Raw genomic sequence first — 24,074 nt, 5'->3', positions numbered from 1 at the left:
ACCCCCGCCCGCCCAAGCGCCCCGCCGCTCGGGGCTGGACCCCGCGATCACGCCCCGCCGCTCGCGGCTCGCCGGCGCCGCTCGGGGCTCATCCCCACCGCTCGGGGCTCATCCCCACCGCTCGGGGCTCGTCCCCGCCGCTCGGGGCTCGTGCCCGCCGCACGCCGCTCGACCTGCCACGCCGCTCGGAAGTCGCCGCCGCAGCCGCTCGCTCTCGTCGCACCGCCGCGCCCGCCGCGCACCGATCGTCTCGCCGCACCCACTCTTTCGCCGCACTTGCTCTTTCGCCGCACTTGCTCTTTCGCCGCACTCGCTCTTTCGCCGCACTCGTCCGTTCTCGCCGCACAAAGCGAGAGGCGGAACCACGGCATGTCCGTGGTCCCGCCCCTCGGGGTGAGCAGCAGAGTCTGCGTTACTTGCCCAGGCTGGAGTAGAACTGCTCCGGCGCCTCGGTGATCTGCGTCGCCGCGGGCCGCTGGGCGTCGACCTTGGTGCCGTAGTCGGTGTAGAGCACCTCGAGCGGCTGCGCCTGCTGGCCGTTGACCGCGGGCAGCTGGATCGTCAGCGCGGAGAGCCGGCCCTGGTCGTCGACGCCCGCGGTGAAGGGGACGTCCTGAGCCTGGTCGCCCCAGGTGGAGATGGCCTTCTGGTCCACGCCCGCGACGTTGGCGGCCTTGGTGAGGTCGAGCGTGCCGGCGTAGCTGCCAGTGCCGGTCTGCCGCACGTCGGTGGTCGAGGTCAGCAGCTGCGACGTGTTGACCGGGTCGATCTGCCCCGGCCGGAGACCCACGTTGGCCCCCTCGGGCAGCCGGGACACGTCGACGTGGGTCCAGGTGTCACCCTTGGTGATGCCCGGCACCTTCACGTAGAGGTCCTGCCCCACGAGCAGCGACTTGACCTGCACCTCGGTGTTCTGCCCGGTGGCCGTGAGCGTCACGGTGCCGGCGCTGTTGGGCGGGTCCATCAGCCCGTCCACCTTGAAGCCGGAGCCGGACGTGGCCGTGATCTTGAAACTCGTGTTGCCCAGCTTCGCCGTGGCGGCACCCAGGGCCTCCGCCGCGGCGGGATCGGCGGCGCCCACGCTCGACGAACCACCCGGAGCCGGCGCCACGGACGCCTCACCCGAAGCCCCGGCACTCGGCGTCCCGTCACTGTCCGTGGAGCAACCGCCCGCGGCGAGCGCCACCGCAGCCATCGAAGCGAGCCCGAGCCCAGCCCATCGTGGCGTCCGCATGTGAGTCCTCCCTGCCTGCCGCGCGCCGGTCTGACGCCGGTCCGCCCCGCAAGTGCCCGATTCCCTCACCCGCCAAACGGCACCACATAGGACACACCCGTCCCACCACCCTCCGTAGCCATCCCCACCGCCGCCGTAACCCCACCCACGAGCCGGCGAACAAAACAGGCACCGCATCCGGAGCGCGGAACGCGGTGCCTGTCGTGCTCAACCACCCCCAGCAGCAACCAAGTGCCGCCGCCGGAGCCCAGCGCCGAAGCCGCCGCCGGAGCCCGAGAGCGCCGCGGCGATCGGGCAGCTGGGGTCAGTTGCCGAACATGCTCGTGAGCTGGCTCGGCATCTCCTGGACCTGGGCGGCCGGCGGGGCCTTGATGTCGACTGCGGTGCCGAAGTCGTGGTACTTTCGCCGTCATCGTGCCGCTGCCGGCGCCCATGCCACTGAGGTCGATGGCGACCTCGACGAGACGGCCCCGGCTGTCCTTCTTCGCCGTGAAGGGGACCTTGGTGGCCTTGTCGCCGAGGGCGCTCAGGGCCTCCTTGTTGTCCTTGTACTTCTCGGACTTCGTGAGGTCGAGCGTCCCCTTGAAGCCGTCGGTGCCGACGCGCTCGACGCCGGTGGCGGCCTGGAGGAGGGCCTTGGTGCCGGCCGGGTCGCCCTCGTCGGAGACGCTGAGGCTGCTGTTGGCCACCTTGGCCGCGTCGATGTGCATCCAGTCCTTGCCCGAGCTGCCGCCGAACGCACTCGCCAGCGAACCGCCGAGCTTCATGTAGATGTCGTCGCCCACCTTGCGCATCACCATCGTGCTGCCCTGGGCGGCGGCGCCCATGTCCATGGTGAGCTCGGCGTCGCCGGTGCGGCCGTCGGCCTTGCCCTGCATGGAGATGGCGCCGGCCATGTCCATGTCGACCTTCATGGTGTCCTCCGCGAGCTTGGCGGTGGCGGCGGCCAGCTCCAGCTCGGCGGACTGCTCTGCCCCGCCCGCCCGGGCCCCGACACCGGCGCCGGATCCCGTGGTCGTGGTGTCGCCCGTCGCGCAGCCGGTCAGGGCCAGCGCGGCGGCCAGGGCGAGCCCGGCGATCAACGGCCGTCGAGTCCTCATGTGCGTCCTTCCCCCGTGCTCGTCGATGTCGGCGCCCACCGTAGCGAAGAGGTGCGACGGAAACCGACTCCGTTTCCCGGCGCCGCGGGTGCCACGATCGCCACATTCGCCGCGTACGAGGACAGAGGCGCGACGCCCCGTACGGCCGTGAGCAGCACCACACGTCGCCGGGCGCCTCATCGACCCACATCACCCGATCGGTGCCCCTGACCGGCCGGAGCCGTGCACATTGTCGGCAGCACAGACGCGGAGAGTGACGATCTTCTCCATTCAGCCGGGCGCCCGAACGGACGAAACGGCTTGATCGTGCACCTGATTGGCCGCGGGCCCGGTGCGGACGGCATGATTGGCCCGGTCAGCCGGCGGCACGATCGCCCGGTCAGCCCCAGTGCCCACGACGGGAGGCCACGTTGAGATTCGAGGTCAGCAAGGTCCTCGACGCCATCGAGCGGCAACTCACGACGGACCCCGCCCTGGCCCGGGCCGTGATCGACCTGGCCGAGATCGTCCGTTACGCGGACTTCGACGGCGGCCGCCCGGCGAGCATGCTCCGCCTCGGCCTGGTGATCGACGCGCTCAGCCGGCACGTGGCCGAGGAAAATGTTCCCGTCTATGCCGTCGTCCCGCGCGGGCTGCTCTCCGACGCCGACCTCACGTCCAACGAGCGCATGGTCGTCCGCCGCTGGGCCGACGACGGCGTGGTCGAGGTCGTCCCGCAGGTCGACAATCGCGTCCTCGAGGTCGCCGAGCTGCTCGGGCTGCCCGTGATCACGCGCACCCGCGCCGAGCGTTTCGCCGACCGGCACCCGTGGGTCCAGGAGCCGGGCCGGATCCTCGCCGCGGTTCCCGGCCAGGGCGGCCCGGTCCTGACCGCCCGCGTCGGCCACGGCGCCCCCGCCCCCGTGGCGGAGCCGTCTCCGCTGGGCCGCAAGCTGCTGTCCCGCGTGTGGGGCTGCCCCGAGACCTGCACGGCCTACGGCGGGGGCGGCGACCCGGACAGCCCCTTCGCCGACATGCGCAAGACGACCAGCCCGGTCTCCCAGCCGCCGCCCGCCCTGCGCGCCGGCGTGCCCACCTGCCCCCGGCACGGCACCCGCCTGCGCGACGCCGGCCCGCGCCCGCCCGTCGAGGTGCTGTCGGTCCGCATCGACGGCGTGGTCCGCCAGCGCTTCGTGGTGTCGACGGAGACCCCGGTCGTGGTCGGCCGCGCCCCCGAGGGCGGCGGCGTCATGCTCGGCCAGTGGCTCACCGACGACGCCCGCAAGTGGATCAGCCGGGGTCACGTGCGCTTCGCCCTGCGCGGCGGCGAGCTGAGCGCCCAGGACGTCAGCACCAACGGCACCGGCATCCGCCCCGGCGGCTCCCCGGACGACGACGACCGCATCACCCTCAACCGCGACGAGACCCGCGCCCTCGGGCCCAACGACGTGGTCGAGCTCTACGCCCAGGTCCACGTCGGCCGGGCCAAGCTGTGGGCCACCGGCGGCGTCGTCCAGCCCCACTCGGTCATGGCGGAAGCCCCGACCATGGCCATGCGCCGCTTCGAGCGCTGACCCGCCGCCCGAAAGCCGCAACGAAAGAAACCGGACGGAGAACCGGACGAAACAGCCAGGCGGAATGGCCCGGGCGGAAGTAACCCGGGCGGAAGTGGCCCGGGCGGAAGTGGCGAGCGAGGAAGGCCGAGGCTGAGCGCGCCGGGCGGAGTCACCGTGGGCACAGAACGCCGGCCGCACCACAGCGCGCGAAGCGACCGTGGGCGGAAGGGCGCCGGGCCACTGGGGCGGAAAGAGCGCTATCGGTGCAGGACCCGAAGGCGGAGGGGCCGAGCCGTCGCGCGCCAGGAGTTCAAGCCGCAACGGGCGTAAGAGGTCAAGCCGCCGCAGCTTGAAAGAAGCGAGTGGGCCGGCAAAGAGCCCCCGACATGCGAAAAGGGCCCGCTCAGCAGGCCCTGGGGAGTCGCGTCGGGGGCGGCGAACCGCCGCCCCCGCACAACGAATGCGGTTCCAGCCCCGAATCGTCGACGATGGTCGCCGATCGGCGTGTTTCCGCTCGGTCCGGTGCACCACCGGACGGTTTCGGGGCGGACCGGCTCTTGGCCGGCCCGGTTCCGAGGGGTTCACCGGGGCGCATCGCCGCCGGTATATGTCTGATACCCGTCAGAAGCGGTCGATAAACTGTGTGTCGAGCCACTCTCGCAGCGAGTTCACCGGCTGCGTGTCGGTGCCGAGCCAGGACAGCGAACCGGTCAGGGCGAGCACACCCACGACGATCGCGCCGAGGGCGAGCACCATGCCGATCAGGGCGTCCGTCTTGCCGGCGATGTGCCGCTTGCGGGTCGCCCGGATGCCGGCCAGCGAGAGCACCAGCGCCAGGCCGGCCACGCCGATGCCATAGCCGAGCAGCGGCCCGGAGAGCACGAGCAGCGCCGCGCCCACCCCGGTGATCAGGCCGAGCGTCGCGAGCAGGCTGGCCCGCGGCTTCGGCCCGGCCGCCACAGGCACGGGAGCCGGCCGCTCGGAGGGCCCCGCCACGGGAGGCGCCGGCCGGTCGGAGGGACGCGCCCCGGGGCGAGCGTCAGTCAGGGTGTCGTGCTCCCGCACCGCATCCATCCGCACAGTCGTCGGATCGTCCGCGGCATGCGCGGGCGTGTGCGCACGATTCTCCGTGGCCGCCCGCCGCTCAGCCGCCGCAGCCCGATTGTCAGCCGCGGAAGCAGCCCGGCCGGAAGAAGAAGCGGGCGAAGAAGAACCAGGAGAAGAAGCGGACACGGAAGCAGGCGCGTCGGAACGCGCCCCGACGGGAGCTCGGTCGCCGGTCTCGGTCGTGGTGCCGGTCTGGCGGGAGAACGTGGGGATCCTCACGTCAGCACCTCCTTCGAACCTTCGGGGGAATGCTGTGGCTATTACCCCGAAGCCCCGCCAGGAACACCCGAGGGCGCGCGGATGACCCGCGCGCCCTCGTCAGAACGATGAAGTGATCAGACCAGCGCGGACGAGTTCGGCACGTCGGCCGCCTTCGAGATCACGTGGTCGACCAGGCCGTAGTCCTTGGCCTCGGTGGCCGTGAACCAGCGGTCGCGGTCGGAGTCGCGCTCGATCTCCTCGGGGGTGTGACCCGAGTGGAAGGCGATGCGCTCGTTCATGACCTTCTTGATGTGGAGCATGCTCTCGGCCTGGATGGCGATGTCGGCCGCGGTGCCGCCGATGCCGCCGGAGAGCTGGTGCATCATGATCCGCGCGTGGGGCAGGGCGTAGCGCTTGCCCGGGGTGCCGGCGCAGAGCAGGAACTGCCCCATCGAGGCGGCCATGCCCATCGCGATCGTGGCCACGTCGTTCTTGATGTACTGCATCGTGTCGTAGACCGCCATGCCGGCGCTGATGGAGCCGCCCGGCGAGTTGATGTAAAGGGCGATGTCCTTCTCGCTGTCGGCGGAGGCCAGCAGGAGCATCTGGGCGCAGATGCGGTTGGTCACCTCGTCGTTGACCTCGCTGCCGAGGAAGATGATGCGCTCCCGCAGCAGTCGGTCGAAGACCTGGTCGTCGAAGGATGCGCCGCCGCCCCGCATCACCAGCTCGTCAAGACTCATGGACCCACCCTCTCGTACCGTCCGGGACCCGGTCGCACCGGCCCGGCTTCAAGACTCTCCTACCTTGCCCCGGGAAGCGGGCCGGCGCCCACCGATTCCCCTAAGGGCGAAAGGCGGAAGGACGTGCGCTCCACGGCCGGGGCGCGGGCCGGTTCTCCTCGATCCACGTGTCGATCTTCGCCCACCAGTCGTAGAGCCACTCCACCCGCTCCTGCTCGCCGGCCGGGATGTCGGACGGCGGGACGCTCCAGAACCGCATGACCAGCTGCTTGTCCATCGGCAGCTCCCGCCACACGTCCGCCACGGTGATCATCTTGTCGAGGCCGGTGTGGGCCACGAAGATGACGCCGGAGTCCGGCGCCGCGTCGATCGCCGCGAGCAGGCCGCCCGGCTTCGGCGGGAGGAGGTTCTGCATCTTGTCCGCGCGTGCGGCCATGTCCTCCATGCCCCGCTTGCGCAGCCAGGCGATGGCCTTCGTCCGGCGCTGCGGGGTGAAGTTGCCGCCCTCCGGGAAGATCACGAAGGCATCGTTGTCATCGAGCCCGTGCGCGAGGCTGCCCACCACCTGCTCGAGGTCGCCGTTCCCGGGGCGCCCGGGCGAGATGAAGCGGTTGGGCAGCCGGTTGAGCAGGATGTCGATCGCCGGGTCCCACTGCAGGGTGGCCTTGAGCACGATGCGCGGCTCGCGGTCGAACCAGTTGACCAGGGCGTGGATGAGGATGAAGGAGTCGCCCGGGCCCGCGTGCCGGCTGACCACGATCTCGGGGCGGCCGGGCATGCCCGTGTCCGGGTCGGTGCCGACCACGTCGATCGTCAGGTGCAGCGACCACTTGGCGATCCAGAAGAGCGCGCCGAGGAACTTGCCGGTCAGCACGTAGTGGGCGCGCTGGAAGAAGGGTGAGCGCTTCTTCCAGCCGAAGCCCGACGCCAGCCACAGGACGGCGAGACTGACCAGGGCGGCGGCGTCCCAGACCACGTACACGATGGCCAGGAAGATCAGCCGCGGCACCCGCAGGTGGCCGGGGACCAGGGGCGAGGCCGCCAGGGCGAGCAGCAGCCAGACGGGCAGGGTGGTGAGCAGGACGACGGCGAGGACGACGACGACCGGAGCGAAGAGATAGTGCCGGATCCAGCGCGGCGGCATCATGCGGACGCCGGCGGCGTGACATTGGCCGCGAGGTACCGCCGGGAGGCGGTGTAGGCCCGGCTGATGCGCCGGCCCACGGCCGACATGTCCCGGTACGCCCACGGGGAGTCGTCGCGCGTCTCACCGCCACCGGTCGGAAGCACATGCACCCGTACATCGTCGGGCAGCGACGCAATGTCCCGGGCGAACCGGTGGCGCCGCGCGATCTCGAAAGCCACCTGGGCAACCTCCCACGGCCGGCGCGGGACCGCCAGTGGGCGCTCGATCCGCCCGACCTGCAGGACAAAGATCAACTTCGCCCCCACCCGTACGGCCTCCCCGACCGGGATGGAATTGACGATGCCCCCGTCCACGAAGTGCTCCCCGCCGATCTCCATCGGGGGCAGCAGCCCGGGCACCGACGACGAGGCGAGCACCGCGTCGATCAACGGCCCGCTGTCGAACCAGTGCTCCGCCGCGCGCTCGATGCTGGCGGCACAGCACCGGAACGGGATCTTCAGGTCGGCGAACGTCGCCTGCTCGCCCATCTCCGAGCCGAGCAGCCGGCGCAGCGGGAGCGGCGAGTGCAGGTGGGTGCGGGCCGCGAACCGGCGGACCTGGCGCGCGATGCTGTCCCCGTACACGTCGGCGGCCTCGGGGGACGACCAGAGCCGCACCAGGCGGTCCGTCACGGCCTCGCTGGGGTCGGCGGCGACCAGCACGCCGTTGACCGCCCCGATCGACGTGCCGATCACCACGTCGGGGCGGTAGCCGGCGCGGAACAGCGCCCTCAGCATGCCCACCTGCACGGCACCGAGGACGCCGCCACCACCGAGTACGAAAGCCACCTCACCCATGCGCTCATGGTTCCACGTGGGTGAGGCGGACCCTCAGCCCAGGCCGTTGAGGAACGGCTCGTGCGCGTTCTTGAACTCCCAGCTGTAGAACTTGTCCCAGTTGATCGACCACGTCATGAGCCCGCGGAAGTTGGGGTTCGTCCCGCTGCGCACCGTGTAGCCCCCACAGTTGGTGCCCTTGACCAGGCACGTGACCGCCTGCTGGATCGCGGCCGGGGCCACGTACCCGTTGCCGGCGCTCACCGACGACGGCGCGCCGAAGGCGATCTGGTCCTCGCGCAGCGCGGGGAACATGTTCGCCGTGTTGCCCGCCACCGGGAAGCCCGCGAGCAGCATGTCGGTCATGGCGATGTGGAAGTCCGCGCCGCCCATGGAGTGGTACTGGTTGTCGAGGCCCATGATCGAGCCGCTGTTGTAGTCCTGGACGTGCAGGACGGTCAGGTCGTTGCGCATCGCGTAGATCACGGGGAGGTAGGCGCCCGCGCGCGGGTCCTGGCCGCCCCACGGGCCCGAGCCGTAGTACTGGTAGCCGAGCTGGACGAAGAACGTCTCCGGCGCCATGGTCAGCACGAAGTTCGCCCCGTAGCGCGCCTTGAGCGACTTGAGGGCGCTGATCAGGTTGACGATCGCCGGGGTGGTCGGGTTCTTGAAGTCGGTGTCACCGGTGTTCAGCGACAACGAGTGACCCTCGAAGTCGATGTCGACCCCGTCCAGGCCGAACTTGTCGATGATCGCGCTCACCGACCGTACGAAGGCATCGCGGGCCGTGGTTGTCGTCAGCTGGACCTGGCCCTTCTCGCCGCCGATGGACAGCAGCACCTTCTTGCCCGCCGCGCGCTTGGCCCGGATCGCCGCGATGAAGTCGGCCTCGCTCTCCACGCCGGCGCACTCCGCCGCAGGGCAGAGCGAGAAGCGGATGTCGCCCGAGGTCGGGGACGTCGGCTCGCCGAACGCGAGGTTGATGATGTCCCAGTCGGCCGGCACGTCCGCCATCCGCAGATAGCCCGAGCCGTTGAGGAAGCTCGCGTGCAGATAGCCGATCAGCGCGTGCTTCGGCAGGGCCCCACCGGAAGGCGGCGGAGTGGTGGGTGGTGTCGTCGGCGGAGTGGTGGGAGGCGTGGTCGGCGGGGTCGTGGGCGGCGTGGTCGGGTCCGTGGTGCCGCCGCCGCAGGCACCGTTGTCGGCCCACACGTCCCACTGGGCGCTGTGCGTGGCCGGCGATTCGTTCTGGGTCCACCACTTGGCGGTGTAGTTGTGGCCCGACTGCGAGGCCTGGTTGCCGCCGTTGTAGACCTGCGTCGCGCTCCAGGCGGGAGCGCAGGCCACGGCGGCGCTGGCGGACGAGGAGACATAGACAGCGGCACCGCCCGCCGCGAGCACCGCGGCGAGGGCGAGGGGGATGGATCGGCGCATGGGGGATGGCCTCCGAGTCTATATAGACCGATGGCCAATTATTAGGTTTGTTAACTGCTCTGTCCAGAGGCGGACGCGGACGCCTGCGCGGAGGCGGACGCCGAAGCGCTCGACTCCGTCGGCGGAGTGGGAGCCGAGGTCGAGGTCGGCGCGGGAGCGGGCGTCGTCCGGGTCGGCGCCGGCCGGGACGTGGGCCGGGTGAAGGTCGGCCGCGGCGAGCTGGTCGTCCGGGTCGGCTCCGGCTCGGGCTCGGGGGCCCGCGTCGTGGTGGTGGTCGGATCGGGCGCCGGGGCCTCGGTCTCCTCCGTCTCCACCGGGGTGGGCGACGAGGACGGCGACGCCGAGGCCGAGGGGGACGGCGGCACCGACGTGGGCGGTGCGGAGGGCGAAGCACCGGGGGTCGCGCTCGGTGTCCCCGCGGGCGGCTCCACCGGTACGCCGTCCGAGCACGACAACGACGTCACGTTCGCCATCGTCGGAGTGCCGTCGACGTACACACGGCCGGCGGCGATGGCGACCGCCTCGGGATCCACGGCGAACCAGGACGCCCCGAGATTGGTCACCACGTCGGCGGGGCGGGTCACGTCGAGCACCAGGGGCTCGTACGCGCCGCTCGTGCTCGCGGTGTCGGCCAGCACGCGCCCGCCGCGGACCGTCAGCGCGCCGTGCGGGGTCAGCTGCCGGCCGCCGTCGACGCGCAGGTCGCCGAGCTTCGCCTTGCTCCCGCCGCAGAAGACCACCGCGCCGCCGCCCGGGAACGTGACCCGGCCGGTGGCCCCCTTCGGAACCTCGATCAGGGCACCCGCCTCGACATAGCGGCGCTCGCCCGCGGCCAGATCCACCCCGGTGCCGTCGACGGTCGCCGTGAGCGTCCCCTCGTCGGTGACCAGCATCGCCCGGTCGGCGGGCATCTCGGCCCACGCCGGGGCGGGCGCGAAGCTGACGGCGGTGATGCCGACCGCGCCGAGGGCGACGAGCAGGGCGGCCGACCACATGCGCCGTTCGAAGCGGCGGTCGGTGTCGTAGCTCTCACCGTGCTCGGGCGGGCCGGGCGGCGCGGCGAGCGGCGGGTAGGCCGCCCCGGTCGCCATGCCGGACACGGGCACTCCCCCGCCGGCGATCCGGCGCGGGTCGCCCACCAGCGGCGGCAGGCCGGCCGCGTCCGGGATGATCCACAGCCGCGACGGCGTGCGGGTCTCGGCGACCGCGCCCGGGCTGCCGTCGCCGACCGGGCCGATGAGCGTGCCCCGGCGCAGCTCGACGCCGTCGGGCATCGCGACGACTCCCGACTCGACGACCACCGCGTGGGTGGGGCCGGCCAGGATGACGGGCGCCCCGGCGGGCAGCCCGACCGGGTGGGCGGAGGCGATGAGGGCGAGCCGCTCGTCCCCGGCCAGTCCGGCCAGGGCGGGCGTGTCGGCGAAGAGGGCCTCGGCCTCGGCGCGCTCGGCGGGCGGCGGTCCGGGCAGCGGCCCGATCACGGTGGCCACGGCGGCCGTCGGCACGGCCAGCAGCGTCGTCCCCGCGGTGAACCAGTCCAGCGCCATCGAGCGCCCGGTCAACGCGTCGGCCAGCCCGACCACGCCCCCGGGACCGACGTGGTGCCGGACGATGCCGCCCGGGTCGCCGGGCTTGCGGGCCTGCACCGCGCCCTCCACGACCACATAGACCGCCTGCTGCGCGCTGCCCGAGACGACGAGCGGCGTGCCCGACGGCGGGCGGATCCAGCGGGCGCGGGCGGCCAGGCTCTCCAGCGCCGCCTGCGGCAGGCCACCGAGCTCCGAATGGTGCAGCGCGGCGATGCGCCGGGGCAGATCCGCGTCCCGATCACGTTCCGCGGCCCGCTGCCGCGCCTTGCGCACGGTCCGGCCCAGCCGCTTGATCCCGGGTACGAGCACAGGGGCGCACAATCCGAGCACGATCACCACGAGCAGCAGCTTCCCGCCGGCGCTCCCGTGCCACAGCCCGGTCGTGACGCCGCGGAGCCGGTCCGACCACAGCTGCCACGCCATGTTCAGGGCGACGACGGTCCAGAGGACGGCGAGGATGCCGTACAGCGCGATGATCTTGCCCTCGCGGTCGAGGCCGCTCCACGCCGGCGGCCGGCCGCGCAGCCGGGCGGACAACCAGGCCAGTCCGCGGCCGCGCAGGTGCGGGATCTCGAGCCAGTCCATGAGCAGCCGGCTGCCGTCCCGGTCCAGGAACGGGTTGAGCTGCAGGAACAGGTGCAGGTACCAGACGAAGGCCAGCTTGAACGCGACCGGACCGGCGGCCGGCAGCGCCACGGCGAGCAGCTGCACCACCCCGGCGAGCGCGAGCGACGTCGCCGGACCGGCCGCGGTGACCCGGACCCGGGCGCCCCGGCCCGCCATCCACGCGTCGGACGTGTCGGCATAGATCGCCGGGCCCGAGCGGAGGGCGATCCCGGCCCGGCCGACCTCGCGTCCGGCGTGCTTGGTGGCCAGGGCGTGCCCCAGCTCGTGCAGCATGACAGCGATGGCAGCGAGCAGGATCAGGGTGAGCGCGCCGGCCAGATAGGAGCCGCCGGTCAGGAACAGCGGCCGGCTGCCCCGCCACCAGGTCGCCGCGAAGAGCACGAGCCCGGCCAGCGACAGAACAGCGCCCACGAGGACGACGGCCTTGCTGAAGAGGATCCGGCCACCGGCCCGGTGCAGGAAGGTCACCAGCGGATCGGCCGCGAAGGAGAGCCCGCGGCGGCGCGGCGCGGGCCGGGAGTGCCGGGCCTGGTCGACCGGCGCCTGGTGGAACGCGTCGTCGGGCAGCTCGTCGAGCATCCCGTTGGCGGCCAGGTCGGCGACCACCCGGCGGACCTGGTCCGGGGCGAGCCGGCCGGCGAGCCGCGCGAACTCGGCGACCAGCCGGGACACCGTCTGGGTGCCGTCCATGAGCAGGGCGAGCTGCCACTCCTCGGGCGTGAGGCGCAGATAGCCGGAGCCGGCCTCGTCGGGCGAGCGCAGCATCACGTACGGGGTCCCGCGCACGCCGGTCAGCTCGGCGGCCTCGATCCCGGAGCGCAGCGCCGGCCGCGCCCGCGACGGATCGAGGCGATCGGCGACGACGCCCCCGAAGCCGGCGGGCCCCGGCGTGTCACCCGGCCCGGACAGGGCGTCCCAGGCACTGCTCCGGATCTCGACGTCAGTCACTCTGTTTCCCCATCCGGCCGCCCTGCCCTTGATCGGGCCGGCGCAGTCTTCTCACGGCGAATGGAGAGTAGGCGGTGAGCACCCCCTGACGCGAGACCTCATTTTGTGCATCCGCGGGGAGATATCACCCACAGCACCCACAAAGCCGCGACGGGTGACCATGACCGACCCCCTCGGTCACGATCACCCGTCGCCGGGAGTGCCGCCCGATGGCCCGGACGGCACGGATCAGGTCTGTCAGCTGGCCTCGGCCAGCGTGGCGCTGACCGTCTGCTGCTGGCCGTTGCGGGTGAAGACGATCGTCACCTTGTCGCCGACCTTGGCCGCCTGGATGATCGCGACCAGGTCGTCCGAGTCGTTGATCGTCTTGCCGTTCACCGTCTTGATGACGTCGCCCTGCTCGAGGCCGGCCTTCGCCGCCGCGCTGTTCGCGGTGACCGAGCTGACCAGCGCGCCGCCGTCCTCGCCCTCGGTCACGCTGACGCCAAGGGCCGGGTGGCTGACCTTCTCGCCCTTCATCAGGGCGTTGGCAACGGTCTCCACCTTGTCGCTCGGGATCGCGAAGCCCAGGCCGATGTTGCCGGTGCTCTGGCCCGACGTGTAGATCGCCGAGTTGATGCCGATGACCTCGCCGTTGGTGTTGACCAGCGCGCCGCCCGAGTTGCCGGGGTTGATCGGGGCGTCGGTCTGCAGCAGGCCCGACATCGTCGTGCTCGCCGACTGCTGTTGCTGCTGCTGGCCGCCGCCGAACGGGTTCTGCGGGGTCTGCTGCTGGTCGTCCTCGCTGCTGGACTGGATCGTGCGGTCCTTGGCGCTGATGATGCCCTCGGTGACCGAGCCCTCCAGGCCGAGCGGGCTGCCGAGCGCGAGCACGGTGTCGCCCACCTGCATGTTGGCGCTGGAGCCGAGCGTCGCGGCCTTGAGGTCGGAGACGCCGGTGGCCTTGACGACCGCCAGGTCCGTGCGCTCGTCGGTGCCGACGATCGTCGCCTGCACCTTCTTGCCGTCGGCGAAGATGACGTTCACCGTGTTGCCCTGCGCGGTGGAGACCACGTGGTTGTTGGTGACGATGTAGCCGTCGGAGGTCAGCACGACACCGGAGCCCTCGCCGCTGTCGGTGGTGATCGACACGACCTGGTCCTTGACCGAGGCGACGATCTGCGCCAGCGACGAGCGGTCCACGACCCGGGTGACGGCCGAGTTGCTGGTCTGCACGGACGAGGAGCCGTTGTTGTCGTCGAACGCGAGCGCGGTGGCCGCTCCGACCCCGCCCGCACCGAGCGCGATCAGGACCGCGACCGCGCCAGTGACGAGAATGCGCCGGCCGCGCCGCGCCTTCTCCGGGTCACGCTGCTCGGTCGTGCCCACGCCCGTCGCCCAGATCGGCGCGTCCGCCTGCTGACCCGCCCACTGCTGCTGACCCTCGGCGCCGGGCTGGCCGGTCCACTGCTGCTGGCCCTCGGGGGCGGGCTGACCGCTCCACTGCTGCTGGGTCTGGTCGGAGCCGCCCGCCGGGATCGCGTATTGCGGCTGCTGGCCGGCATAGCCGTGCGCGTAGCCCGGGTAGTGCTGCTGGCCGGGCCACTGCTGCTGCCCGCTCCACTGCTGGCCGTAGTGCGGCTGGCCGCCCTGCGCCCACGGCGAGCCCTGCCACTGACCGGGCTGGGCCGGCGGCGCCGGGGGGGCCTGCGGCGGGGCGGACTGCTCAGGGGTCAGGGCGCTCTGCTGCGCCGTGGTGTCGGACGTCCCCCGCTCCGGGCTGCTGCCTGCGTGGGAGGCGTCCGCGGGCCGGTGCGACTGCTCCTCGGCGGAGGAGTCTTCGTGCCGCTGCGGGGTCTCGTGCTCGTTCATGTGGTCCACACTGCTCCTGCCCGCTCCGACAGACCTGTGGCTGCCCTGGGTGTTTTCTGAGAATGGCGGATGCCCGGTTGTGTCAGCTTTCGTCCGGGACGAGAGCGGGCAAAGTGACCCGGAAAGCGGCGCCCTCGCCCGGCTCGCTGACAACTTCCACGGAACCATGGTGCGCCCGCACGATCGCCGCGACGATCGCCAGCCCCAGTCCCGTCCCGGTCGCCTGCCGGTCGGTGCGCCGGGTGCGTGCCTCGTCGGCCCGGTAGAACCGCTCGAACACCCGGTCACGCTGCTCCGGCGAGAGCCCCGGGCCGGTGTCGGAGATCTCGATCACAGCCCGGTTGCCGGGTGCCGTCGACAACGACAGCTTCACGGACGCCTCCGGGGGCGTGTGCACCAGGGCGTTCGTCATGAGGTTGCCGATCACCTGACGGAGGCGGGCGTCGTCGCCGTACGCCACCAGCTTCTCCGGCACGTCGCGCACCTCGAGCTCGATCGTGCGCTCCGGCGCCGTGGCCTGGGCGGCCTGCACCGCGTCGAGCGCCAGCACGGGCAGCTCCACCGGCGCCAGCTCGACCGGGCGCTCGCGGTCGAGGCGGGCCAGCAGGAGCAGGTCCTCGACGAGCAGACCCATCCGGGACGCCTCGTCCTCGATGCGGCGTACCAGTTTGGCGGTGTCCTCGGGGTTGGCCACCGCGCCCTGCCGATAGAGCTCGGCGAAGCCGCGGATGGAGGTCAGCGGGGTGCGCAGCTCGTGCGAGGCGTCCGCGACGAACTGCCGCATCTTGCCCTCGGACCGCACCGCGCGCGCCTCCGACGCCTGCGCCGCCTCGGCCGCGTCGCGCGCCTGCGACTCCGCCGCCCGTGCGGCCGTCTCGGAGAGAGCCCGGGCCGTGAAGGCCGCCTCGATCTGCGCGAGCATCGCGTTGAGCGCCCGGGACAGCCCGCCCAGCTCGGTGCGCGGCTTCCCCTCGTCGGGCTCCGGGTCGGGCACGCGCTGGGTGAGGTCGCCCGCCGCGATGGCCGCCGCGGTGCGCTCGATCTGCACGAGCGGGACCAGGCTCTGCCGCACGATCGCGGCCCCGATCGCGGCCAGCGCGAACAGCACGCCCGCGCCGACCAGGATGTCGACCCAGACCAGCCGGCTGATCGCGTCGTCGATGCCGACCAGGCGCTGGCCCACGTGCAGCACCGTGCCGTTGTCGGTGTAGCTGATCAGCATCCGCCAGTGCACCGTGCCGTCGATCGAGGAGACGGTGTACGTGTGATCCGCCTTCTCCGTGACCTCGTCGAGCCCCTTGACCAGGGGCGGGAGCTGGGTCGCGCCGAGGCTCTTCTTGTCGTAGTAGAGATCGTCGGGGCTGCCGATGCCGTCCACCGTCGTCGCGAAGACGTAGTAGTCGTCGGGCAGCACCACGCGCTCGTTCCAGCGCAGGTCCTTGAGCGTCTCGGTGTAGCGGATCAGCTGCTCGTCGAGCCGCGTGATCATGTAGCGGTGCAGCGCGTACGTGCTGGCCGCGCTGATCAGCGTGAGCGCCGCGAACACCAGCACGAGGACGGCCGCCACGAGCTTGGTGCGCAGGGGCACCCGGCGGAGACCGGTCTGCAGCGGGACGTGGCCGCGGACCTTGTCGGCGAGGGTCACCTCGGGGCTCAGGCCGCGGGTTTGCGCAGCACGTAGCCGACGCCGCGGAGCGTGTGGATCAGGCGCGGCTGCACGTTGTCCACCTTGCGCCGCAGATAGGAGATGTACGACTCCACGATGTTGTCGTCGCCCCGGAAGTCGTATTTCCACACGTGGTCGAGTATCTGCGCCTTGGAGAGCACCCGGTTGGCGTTGAGCATCAGATAGCGCAGCAGCTTGAACTCGGTCGGCGAGAGCTGCACGCGCTGCCCGGCCCGGTAGACCTCGTGGGTCTCCTCGTCCAGCTCCAGGTCGGCGAAGACCAGGCGGGACGGCTCCTCGTCGCCGCCGGCCGTGCGGCGCAGCACGGCCCGGATGCGGGCGGTGAGCTCCTCGAGGCTGAACGGCTTGGTCACGTAGTCGTCGCCGCCCAGGGTCAGGCCCCGGATCTTGTCGTCGGTGCCGTCGCGGGCGGTGAGGAAGACCACCGGGGTGCGCTGGCCGCCCTCGCGCATGAGCCGGATCACCTCGAACCCGTCGAGGTCGGGCAGCATCACGTCGAGGACGACGAGGTCGGGCGTCGCGTTCTTGGCCGCGGTGACGGCGGCGCTGCCGCTGGTGGCGGTGCTGACGTCGAACCCGGCGAAGCGCAGGCTGGCGGAGAGCAGCTCGAGGATGTTCGCGTCGTCCTCGACCACGAGGAGCTTCGCCTCGCTCTGCTTCCCCTGCGTCTGTGTGGCGGCCATAAGCCCCATCTTCACGCAGGCCGCTGCACTGCCGCTGCGCACTCCCTGAAAGTTTTCTGTGAGCGACCTAGGCGGCCTGCCCGGCGGCGTTCTACCCGGCGTCTTTCTACGCGGCCAGGCCGAAGCGTGCGGCGGGCAGGCCCGAGGACGCCTGGGCGGCGCGGGCGAGCGAGCGGCGGCCGCATCCCGGCTCGGGACGCAGGGCGGGCGACGTGGTGAGGGTCACCGTGAGCTCGCGCAGGGCGGCGACGCGGCGTACGGACTGCCACAGGGTCTCGTCGCCGACGAAGCTCGCGGCGGGGGTGGCGTACCTCAGGGTGATCGGCACCACCGGAGCCGCAGCGTCGACCGCGGCCTGGAACATCGCCGGCCGGAAACGGCCCGGGCGGGTCCCGCAGGACGTCGTCCCCTCCGGGAAGACCGCGACGGTACGCCCGGAGCGCAGCCTGGCGGCGACCGCGCCGACGGCATCGGGCAGCAGCTTCGGCCGCTCGCGATCGATGAAGATGACGCCCAGCGCCCTGGCCATGGCGCCCACGCCCGGCCAGCCGCCGACCTCCTTCTTGGCCACCAGGCTCAGCGGCGTGACCGTCAGCAGCGCGAGCACGTCGATCCACGAGACGTGGTTGGCGACGAGCAGGCTGCCGGGGCGCGGGGCGAGACCGTGGCGCTTGACCGTGACGCCCAGGGCCGCGAGCAGGTGGCGGGCCACCCAGCGGACCGCGGCGCCGCGTCCGATCGGGACAATGATCAGACCGCTGACGAGTACGGCCGCCGCGGCGCAGATCCGGACGGCCTGCACCGCTCGGGGCGCGGTGTCGTCGCCGCCGGGCACACAGTGCGGCCCGCAGCCGGACTCCGGCCGCCACATCATCGCGTCGCCCCGAGGAAGTGGCGGCGGTAGCGGGGGTCCATGCGGTCCATCGAGAACAACATGTAGAAGTCGGCGCAGTCGAAGTCGGGGTCGTACGCCGGCGCCCCGCACACCCAGCTGCCCAGCCGGAGGTAGCCCTTGAGCAGCGGCGGCGGCTGGATCCTGGGGTCGCCCGCGAGCCCGGCCGCGGCGGCCCAGTCCCGGCGCGGCGTGACCCGCAGGGCCGGCGGCGAGAGGTGTTTCGCCTGGACCCGGGCCCACACGCCGGCGGCCTGCGCGCCGCCGTCGGCCAGCGGCACGGAGGCGCAGCCGGCGAGCCAGCGCAGGTTGTTCAGGTGCAGATAGCGCGCGATGCCCGCCCACATGAGGTTGACCACGGCGCCGGAGCGGTGGTCCGGGTGCACGCAGGAGCGGCCGGTCTCCACCAGCTGGTCGCGCAGCGGGCGCAGGCCGCTCAGGTCGAACTCGGCGTCGCCGTACCGGCGGCCCGCTCGCTCGGCGGCGCGCGGCGGCAGCATCCGGTACGTGCCGACGACCTCGCCGGTCGCGTCGGAGCGCACGATGAGGTGGTCGCAGAAGTCGTCGAACGCGTCGACGTCCCGCCCGTCCGCGGTCGCGCCTACCAGAGTCGCGCCGAGCTCGCCGGCGAAGACGTCGTGGCGCAGCCGCTGGGCGGCCGCCACCTGATCGGCGCTGTCCGCGATCAGGAGGGAGTAGCCGCTGGTCCCCGTGGGTGCGGCGGCGGTCATGAGTACCGTCATGTGACCTGTGTAACGCTCGCGTCTGCCGTCGGCGTGTCGGATCAGGTGGCGGTTGATGTCGGCGAAGTGAACTGAACGCGCTTGACGCCCCCACTAGGTTGATCGGAACCGATGGAGGGACGGCGACTTGACGGACGTACCCGGGGAGATCGTCGTCTCCCACCTGACCAAGCAATACGGACAGTTGCGCGCGGTCGACGATCTGTCGTTCACCGTCCGGCCGGGGCGCGTCACCGGCTTCCTCGGGCCCAACGGCGCGGGCAAGACGACGACGCTGCGCATGATGCTCGGCCTGGTCCGGCCCACGTCGGGCACGGCGACCTTCTCCGGGACGCCCTACGTCGAGCTCACGGAGCCGATCCGGCACGTCGGGGCGGTGCTGGAGGCGTCCAGCGCGCACAAGGGGCGTACGGGGCGCAATCATCTGCGGGTCATGGCGACCGCGGCCGGGCTGCCCGACAGCGCCGCCGATCTCGCGCTCGACCGGGTCGGCCTGACCCCGGCGGCGAACCGCAAGTTCAAGGGCTACTCGCTCGGCATGAAGCAGCGGCTGGGCATCGCCGCCGCCATGCTCGGCGACCCGGGGGTGCTGATCCTCGACGAGCCGGCGAACGGGCTCGACCCCGAGGGCATCCGGTGGATGCGCGACCTGCTCAAAGCGCTCGCCGCGCAGGGCCGTACGGTCCTGGTCTCCAGCCACCTGCTGGCCGAGATGCAGCTGCTCGCCGACGACGTGGTGATCATCGCCGCCGGGCAGCTGATCCGGCAGGGCCCGGTCGGCGAGGTGCTCGCCTCGCTGAGCGGCACGCTGCAGGTGCGCGTGCGCACGCCGCAGCCCGCCGAGCTGCTCGCCGCCCTCGAAAAGGAGCAGGCCGAGGTGGCCGAGCTGCCCGACGGCGCGCTGACGGTGACCGGGCTCGAGGTCGCCCACGTCGGCCACGTGGCCTTCGCCGCCGGCGTCGAGCTGCACGAGCTCACCGGCGAGCGGGCCGATCTCGAGCAGGTCTTCCTCCAGCTGACCGCCGGAAGGGCGGGGATCCGATGAGGCTCATCCGGGCCGAGCTGCTGAAGCTCCGTACGACCAGCACCTGGTGGATCTTCGCTCTGGTCTTCCTCGCGCTGTGGGCGCTCACGCTCGCCGTCAACTGGTTCGCCACGAGCGTGGGCCTGGACGCCGGGAGCAGCATCGAGGTCGACCCGGCCACCGGCGACTTCGTCCTGCACGAGTCGGACATCGCGGCGAACCTCTACACGAACGGCCAGTTCTTCGGCCTGCTCGTCGTCATGCTGCTCGCCGCGATCGTGGTGACCAGCGAGTACTTCCAGCAGACCGCGACCACGGCGTTCCTGCAGACGCCGCGCCGCGAACTGGTCGTCGGCGCGAAACTGGTCGCCGCGGTGCTCGTGGGGCTGGCGTTCTGGCTGGTGAGCACGCTGCTCAACCTCGTCCTCGGCGCGCTGATCCTGGCCGCGTACGACTCGGGCCCGTTCTTCGGCTCCGGCGCGGTGTGGGAGGCGATCCTGCTCAACGCCCTGGCGTACGCCCTCTGGGCGGTTTTCGGCGTCGGCGCGGGCGTGCTGATCCGCAGTCAGATCGGCGCCACGGTGACGCTGAGCGTGGTGTACGTCCTCGGCTACCTCGGCTCGAACACGTTCTTTCTGCTGATCGGCGACAGCTTCGGCGAGTGGTTCCCGAAGCTCCAGGTGCTGATCCCGCCGCTGGCGTCGCAGCTGCTCGTGTCGGGTGCGAGCCTGCCCGGCAGCCCGCCGCGCTGGCTCGGGGCGGTCATCCTGGTCCTGTACGCGGTGCTCGCCGGCGCCGTGGGCACAGTGATCACGAGAAAACGCGACATCACCTGACGTATCCGGCACATCACCGTGCAGTCAGACCGGATGTGCGCATGGCCGCGCGCATTCCACGGCGTAGCCTTGACGCCGAATCATTCGTCCATGCTGTGACGAACGTCGCGTGCTGACAACATGGTGAAAGAGGCGAACACGGAAGTGTCGACCCAGCAGACTTCGCATGAGAATCCACTCGCGGACTTCGGTCCCAACGAGTGGATCGTCGACGAGATGTACCAGCGCTACCTGGCCGACCCCGCGAGCGTCGACCCGGCGTGGCACGACTTCTTCGCCGACTACAAGCCGGCGACGGCCACGAAGGGCTCGATCGTGACGCCTGACGAGGCCACCGCCGCCAACGCGAAGGCCACCGCTGAGAAGGCCGGCACCGACGCGCCCGCCGCCACCACCGTGGCCCCCGTCAAGCCGACCGTGCCCACCCCGGCCCCGGCGCCCGTTGAGAAGAAGGCGGCCCCCAAGCCGGCGCCCGTCGCCGCGCCCACCGGGGCGAAGACCACGACGCTGCGCGGCGTCGCCGCCCGCATCGTGCAGAACATGGACGCCTCGCTCGAGGTGCCCACCGCCACGTCGGTGCGCGCCGTCCCGGCGAAGCTCATGGTCGACAACCGCATCGTCATCAACAACCACCTCGCCCGCGGCCGCGGCGGCAAGGTCAGCTTCACCCACATCATCGGCTACGCCCTGGTCCGCGCGGTCATGGCCAACCCGGAGATGAACAACTCCTTCGCCGAGGTCGACGGCAAGCCGGCGCTGGTGCAGCCCGACCACATCAACCTCGGCATCGCGATCGACATGAAGAAGAAGGACGGCTCGCGCTCGCTGGTCGTCCCGTCGATCAAGAACTGCGAGCAGCTCGACTTCCGGCAGTTCCTGCAGGCCTACGAGGACATCGTGCGCCGGGCCCGGCGCAACGAGCTGACCATGGACGACTACGCCGGCACCACGATCTCGCTGACCAACCCCGGCGGCATCGGCACGGTCCACTCCATCCCGCGGCTCATGACCGGGCAGAGCGCGATCATCGGCGTCGGCGCCATGGAATATCCCGCGCCCTACGCCGGCATGTCCGACGAGATGCTCACCGACCACGGCATCAGCAAGGTCACCACGCTGACCAGCACCTATGACCACCGGGTCATCCAGGGCGCGCAGTCCGGCGAGTTCCTCAAGGCGATGCACGAGTTCCTGCTCGGGGACCACAACTTCTACGACGACATCTTCACGGCGCTGCGGATCCCGTACGAGCCGGTGCGCTGGGTCCGCGACGTGGCGCACACGTCCGAGGGGCAGATCGACAAGGCCGCCCGGGTCGTGGAGCTGATCCACGCGTACCGGGTCCGGGGTCACCTGATGGCCGACACCGACCCGCTCGAGTTCAAGATCCGGCGCCACCCCGATCTCGACGTGCTCCAGCACGGCCTGACGCTGTGGGACCTCGACCGCACGTTCCCGGTCGGCGGCTTCGCCGGCAAGCAGAAGATGAAGCTGCGCGACGTGCTCGGCGTGCTCCGCGACACCTACTGCCGCCGGGTCGGCATCGAGTACATGCACATCCAGGGCCCCGAGGAGCGGCGCTGGATCCAGGACCGCATCGAGATCAAGTACACCAAGCCCGAGCCGGAGGAGCAGAAGCACGTCCTCAACCGGCTCAACGCGGCCGAGGCGTTCGAGACCTTCCTGCAGACCAAATACGTGGGCCAGAAGCGCTTCTCGCTCGAGGGCGGCGAGTCGCTGATCCCGCTGCTCGACGCGGTGCTCGAGGACGCGGCGAAGGCCGGCCTCGACGAGATGGTCATCGGCATGGCCCACCGCGGCCGGCTCAACGTGCTCGCGAACATCGTCGGCAAGCCGTACGAGAAGATCTTCAACGAGTTCGAGGGTCAGATGGACCCGCGGTCGGCCCACGGCTCGGGCGACGTCAAGTACCACCTGGGTCAGACCGGTAAGTACACGACGCCCGACGGCGAGAACAGCACCACCGTCAGCGTCGTCGCCAACCCGTCCCACCTCGAGGCCGTCGACCCGGTGCTCGAGGGCATCGTCCGGGCCAAGCAGGACCGCCTCGACCTGGGCCTGCACGGCTACACGGTGCTGCCGCTGCTGGTGCACGGCGACGCCGCGTTCGCCGGCCAGGGCGTGGTCGCCGAGACGCTCAACCTGTCGCAGCTGCGCGGCTACCGCACCGGCGGCACGGTGCACGTGGTCGTCAACAACCAGGTCGGCTTCACCACCGCCCCGGAATACAGCCGCTCGTCGCTCTACTCGACCGACGTCGCGCGCATGATCCAGGCGCCGATCTTCCACGTGAACGGCGACGACCCCGAGGCCGTCGTCCGGGTGGCCAAGCTGGCCTTCGAATACCGCCAGGCGTTCAACAAGGACGTCGTGATCGACCTGGTCTGCTACCGCCGGCGCGGCCACAACGAGGGCGACGACCCCTCGATGACCAACCCCCGGATGTACGAGATCATCGACACCAAGCGCTCGGTGCGGAAGCTCTACACCGAGGAGCTCATCGGCCGGGGCGACATCACCGTCGAGGACGCCCAGGACCAGCTGCGCGACTACCAGTCCCAGCTGGAGCAGGTGTTCAAGGCCACCCGCGACGCCGCGGGCACCGCCCCCCGGGTGCGCCCGTCCGTCGCCGACGAGCCGGAGCCGCAGGTCGACACCGCCGTCGACGCCGCCGTCGTCAAGGCGGTCGGCCAGTCCCACCTCGACCTGCCCGAGGGCTTCACGCCCCACAAGCGGGTCCAGCAGCTGCTCGACCGGCGGGCCAAGATGGCCGTCGAGGGCGGCATCGACTGGGGCTTCGGCGAGCTGGTCGCCTTCGGCTCGCTGCTCGCCCAGGGCGTCACCGTCCGTCTCGCCGGCCAGGACTCGCGCCGCGGCACGTTCGTCTCCCGGCACGCCTCGGTCGTCGACGCCAAGACCGGCGACGACTTCCTGCCGCTGTCCACCCTGGCGACCGGCAACGCCCGCTTCTTCGTCCACGACTCGCTGCTCAGCGAGTACGCGGCCATGGGCTTCGAGTACGGCTACTCGGTCGAGAACAAGGACGCGCTGGTCCTCTGGGAGGCCCAGTTCGGCGACTTCGTCAACGGCGCCCAGTCGATCGTCGACGAGTTCATCTCCTCCGGCGAGGTGAAGTGGGGCCAGCAGTCGTCGCTGGTGCTGCTGCTCCCGCACGGCATGGAGGGCCAGGGCCCGGACCACTCGTCCGGCCGCCCGGAGCGCTTCCTGCAGCTCTGCGCCCAGGACAACATGCGGGTCGCCAACCCGACCACCCCGGCGAACTACTTCCACCTGCTGCGCCGCCAGGCCCTCTCGGCCAAGCGCAAGCCGCTGGTCGTCTTCTCGCCGAAGTCGCTGCTGCGCCACAAGCTCGCCGTGTCGCCGGTCAACGACTTCACCACCGGCACCTTCCAGCCGATCCTGGCCGACGCCGGCATCAACGGCACGCCGCTCGACGCCGGCTCGGTCAAGCGGGTGCTGCTCTGCTCGGGCAAGGTCTACTACGACCTGTTCCAGGCCCGGGCCGAGCGGGGCGTCACCGACACCGCGATCATCCGGATGGAGCAGATCTACCCGCTGCCCGTCGAGGAGCTCAAGGCCGTCCTCAACCAGTACCCCAACGCGGAGGACTTCGCCTGGGTGCAGGAGGAGCCGGCCAACCAGGGCGCGTGGTCGTTCGTCGCGCTCAACCTGCTGGAGCACCTGGAGGGCGTACGGCTGCGGCGGGTCTCGCGCCCCGCGGCGGCCGCACCGGCGGTCGGCTCGGCCAAGATGCACGAGGCCGAGCAGGCCGCGCTGATCGAGGCCGCCCTTCCCAAGCAGTAGTCGTTCTGCCGGCGCCGCCCCGTGATCTGTTC

Annotated in this window: 17 protein-coding genes; 4 read left to right on the top strand and 13 right to left on the bottom strand. The window is 71.6% G+C overall.

The genetic code is table 11. The features are described 5' to 3' along the window. Nucleotides 1-412 precede the first annotated feature (412 nt). Complete coding sequence (locus RAN62_RS15360; RefSeq protein WP_305785273.1) at nt 413-1,195, bottom strand: hypothetical protein; 783 nt, start codon at nt 1,193-1,195, stop codon at nt 413-415. Nucleotides 1,196-1,299: 104 nt separating this feature from the next. Next, a complete protein-coding gene (locus RAN62_RS15355; RefSeq protein WP_305785272.1) occupies nt 1,300-2,334 on the bottom strand; it encodes a hypothetical protein in 1,035 nt (344 codons plus the stop codon). Between the two features lie 410 nt (nt 2,335-2,744). Here RAN62_RS15355 and RAN62_RS15350 point away from each other — a divergent pair, with 410 nt between their 5' ends. Next, entirely contained in the window at nt 2,745-3,887 is a 1,143-nt protein-coding gene (locus tag RAN62_RS15350; RefSeq protein ID WP_305785271.1) for an FHA domain-containing protein, read from the top strand. A 603-nt stretch (nt 3,888-4,490) separates the two neighbouring features. Here RAN62_RS15350 and RAN62_RS15345 read toward each other — a convergent pair. From RAN62_RS15345 to RAN62_RS15295, 11 genes are all read right to left on the bottom strand, one after another. Further along, nucleotides 4,491-5,195: a thrombospondin gene (locus RAN62_RS15345; RefSeq protein ID WP_305785270.1), complete on the bottom strand. Its 705-nt coding sequence runs from the start codon at nt 5,193-5,195 to the stop codon at nt 4,491-4,493. Nucleotides 5,196-5,311: 116 nt separating this feature from the next. Further along, nucleotides 5,312-5,920: an ATP-dependent Clp protease proteolytic subunit gene (locus tag RAN62_RS15340; RefSeq protein ID WP_305785269.1), complete on the bottom strand. Its 609-nt coding sequence runs from the start codon at nt 5,918-5,920 to the stop codon at nt 5,312-5,314. Between the two features lie 100 nt (nt 5,921-6,020). Next, nucleotides 6,021-7,067 carry a 1-acyl-sn-glycerol-3-phosphate acyltransferase gene (locus RAN62_RS15335; protein WP_438874505.1) on the bottom strand — a complete coding sequence of 349 codons (1,047 nt, stop codon included), beginning with the start codon at nt 7,065-7,067 and terminating at the stop codon, nt 6,021-6,023. Continuing rightward, nucleotides 7,064-7,903, bottom strand: a complete 840-nt coding sequence (locus RAN62_RS15330; RefSeq protein WP_305785267.1) for a patatin-like phospholipase family protein — start codon at nt 7,901-7,903, stop codon at nt 7,064-7,066. The genes RAN62_RS15335 and RAN62_RS15330 overlap by 4 nt, the downstream gene beginning before the upstream one ends. Nucleotides 7,904-7,936: 33 nt before the next feature. Beyond that, nucleotides 7,937-9,316: a chitinase gene (locus RAN62_RS15325; protein WP_305785266.1), complete on the bottom strand. Its 1,380-nt coding sequence runs from the start codon at nt 9,314-9,316 to the stop codon at nt 7,937-7,939. A gap of 50 nt (nt 9,317-9,366) precedes the next feature. Continuing rightward, nucleotides 9,367-12,480 (bottom strand): cyclic nucleotide-binding protein, encoded by a 3,114-nt coding sequence (locus tag RAN62_RS15320; protein WP_305785265.1) that lies wholly within the window; start codon nt 12,478-12,480, stop codon nt 9,367-9,369. A gap of 237 nt (nt 12,481-12,717) precedes the next feature. Continuing rightward, nucleotides 12,718-14,331, bottom strand: a complete 1,614-nt coding sequence (locus tag RAN62_RS15315; protein WP_305785264.1) for a S1C family serine protease — start codon at nt 14,329-14,331, stop codon at nt 12,718-12,720. 82 nt (nt 14,332-14,413) lie between these two features. Beyond that, nucleotides 14,414-15,976 carry a sensor histidine kinase gene (locus tag RAN62_RS15310; RefSeq protein WP_305785263.1) on the bottom strand — a complete coding sequence of 521 codons (1,563 nt, stop codon included), beginning with the start codon at nt 15,974-15,976 and terminating at the stop codon, nt 14,414-14,416. An 8-nt stretch (nt 15,977-15,984) separates the two neighbouring features. Beyond that, nucleotides 15,985-16,701, bottom strand: coding sequence for a response regulator transcription factor (locus tag RAN62_RS15305; RefSeq protein WP_305785262.1), 717 nt, complete (start codon nt 16,699-16,701; stop codon nt 15,985-15,987). Nucleotides 16,702-16,807: 106 nt separating this feature from the next. Continuing rightward, a complete protein-coding gene (locus RAN62_RS15300) occupies nt 16,808-17,575 on the bottom strand; it encodes a lysophospholipid acyltransferase family protein (RefSeq protein WP_305785261.1) in 768 nt (255 codons plus the stop codon). Further along, nucleotides 17,572-18,336, bottom strand: a complete 765-nt coding sequence (locus RAN62_RS15295; RefSeq protein ID WP_305785260.1) for a GNAT family N-acetyltransferase — start codon at nt 18,334-18,336, stop codon at nt 17,572-17,574. The genes RAN62_RS15300 and RAN62_RS15295 overlap by 4 nt, the downstream gene beginning before the upstream one ends. Before the next feature lie 127 nt (nt 18,337-18,463). Here RAN62_RS15295 and RAN62_RS15290 point away from each other — a divergent pair, with 127 nt between their 5' ends. The 3 genes from RAN62_RS15290 (at nt 18,464) to RAN62_RS15280 (ending at nt 24,042) form a co-directional block, all read left to right on the top strand. Then, entirely contained in the window at nt 18,464-19,381 is a 918-nt protein-coding gene (locus RAN62_RS15290) for an ABC transporter ATP-binding protein (protein ID WP_305785259.1), read from the top strand. After that, nucleotides 19,378-20,196 carry a DUF2705 family protein gene (locus RAN62_RS15285; RefSeq protein ID WP_305785258.1) on the top strand — a complete coding sequence of 273 codons (819 nt, stop codon included), beginning with the start codon at nt 19,378-19,380 and terminating at the stop codon, nt 20,194-20,196. Before RAN62_RS15290 ends, RAN62_RS15285 begins: the two co-directional genes overlap by 4 nt. A 144-nt stretch (nt 20,197-20,340) precedes the next feature. Continuing rightward, nucleotides 20,341-24,042: a multifunctional oxoglutarate decarboxylase/oxoglutarate dehydrogenase thiamine pyrophosphate-binding subunit/dihydrolipoyllysine-residue succinyltransferase subunit gene (locus RAN62_RS15280; RefSeq protein ID WP_305785312.1), complete on the top strand. Its 3,702-nt coding sequence runs from the start codon at nt 20,341-20,343 to the stop codon at nt 24,040-24,042. Nucleotides 24,043-24,074: the final 32 nt, after the last annotated feature.

It is taken from the genome of Symbioplanes lichenis, from assembly GCF_030709675.1.
Taxonomy (GTDB): Bacteria; Actinomycetota; Actinomycetes; order Mycobacteriales; family Micromonosporaceae; genus Actinoplanes; species Actinoplanes lichenis.
The sequence above is the reverse complement of the archived record's forward strand: the minus strand, read 5'-3'. Positions and strand labels throughout refer to the sequence as shown.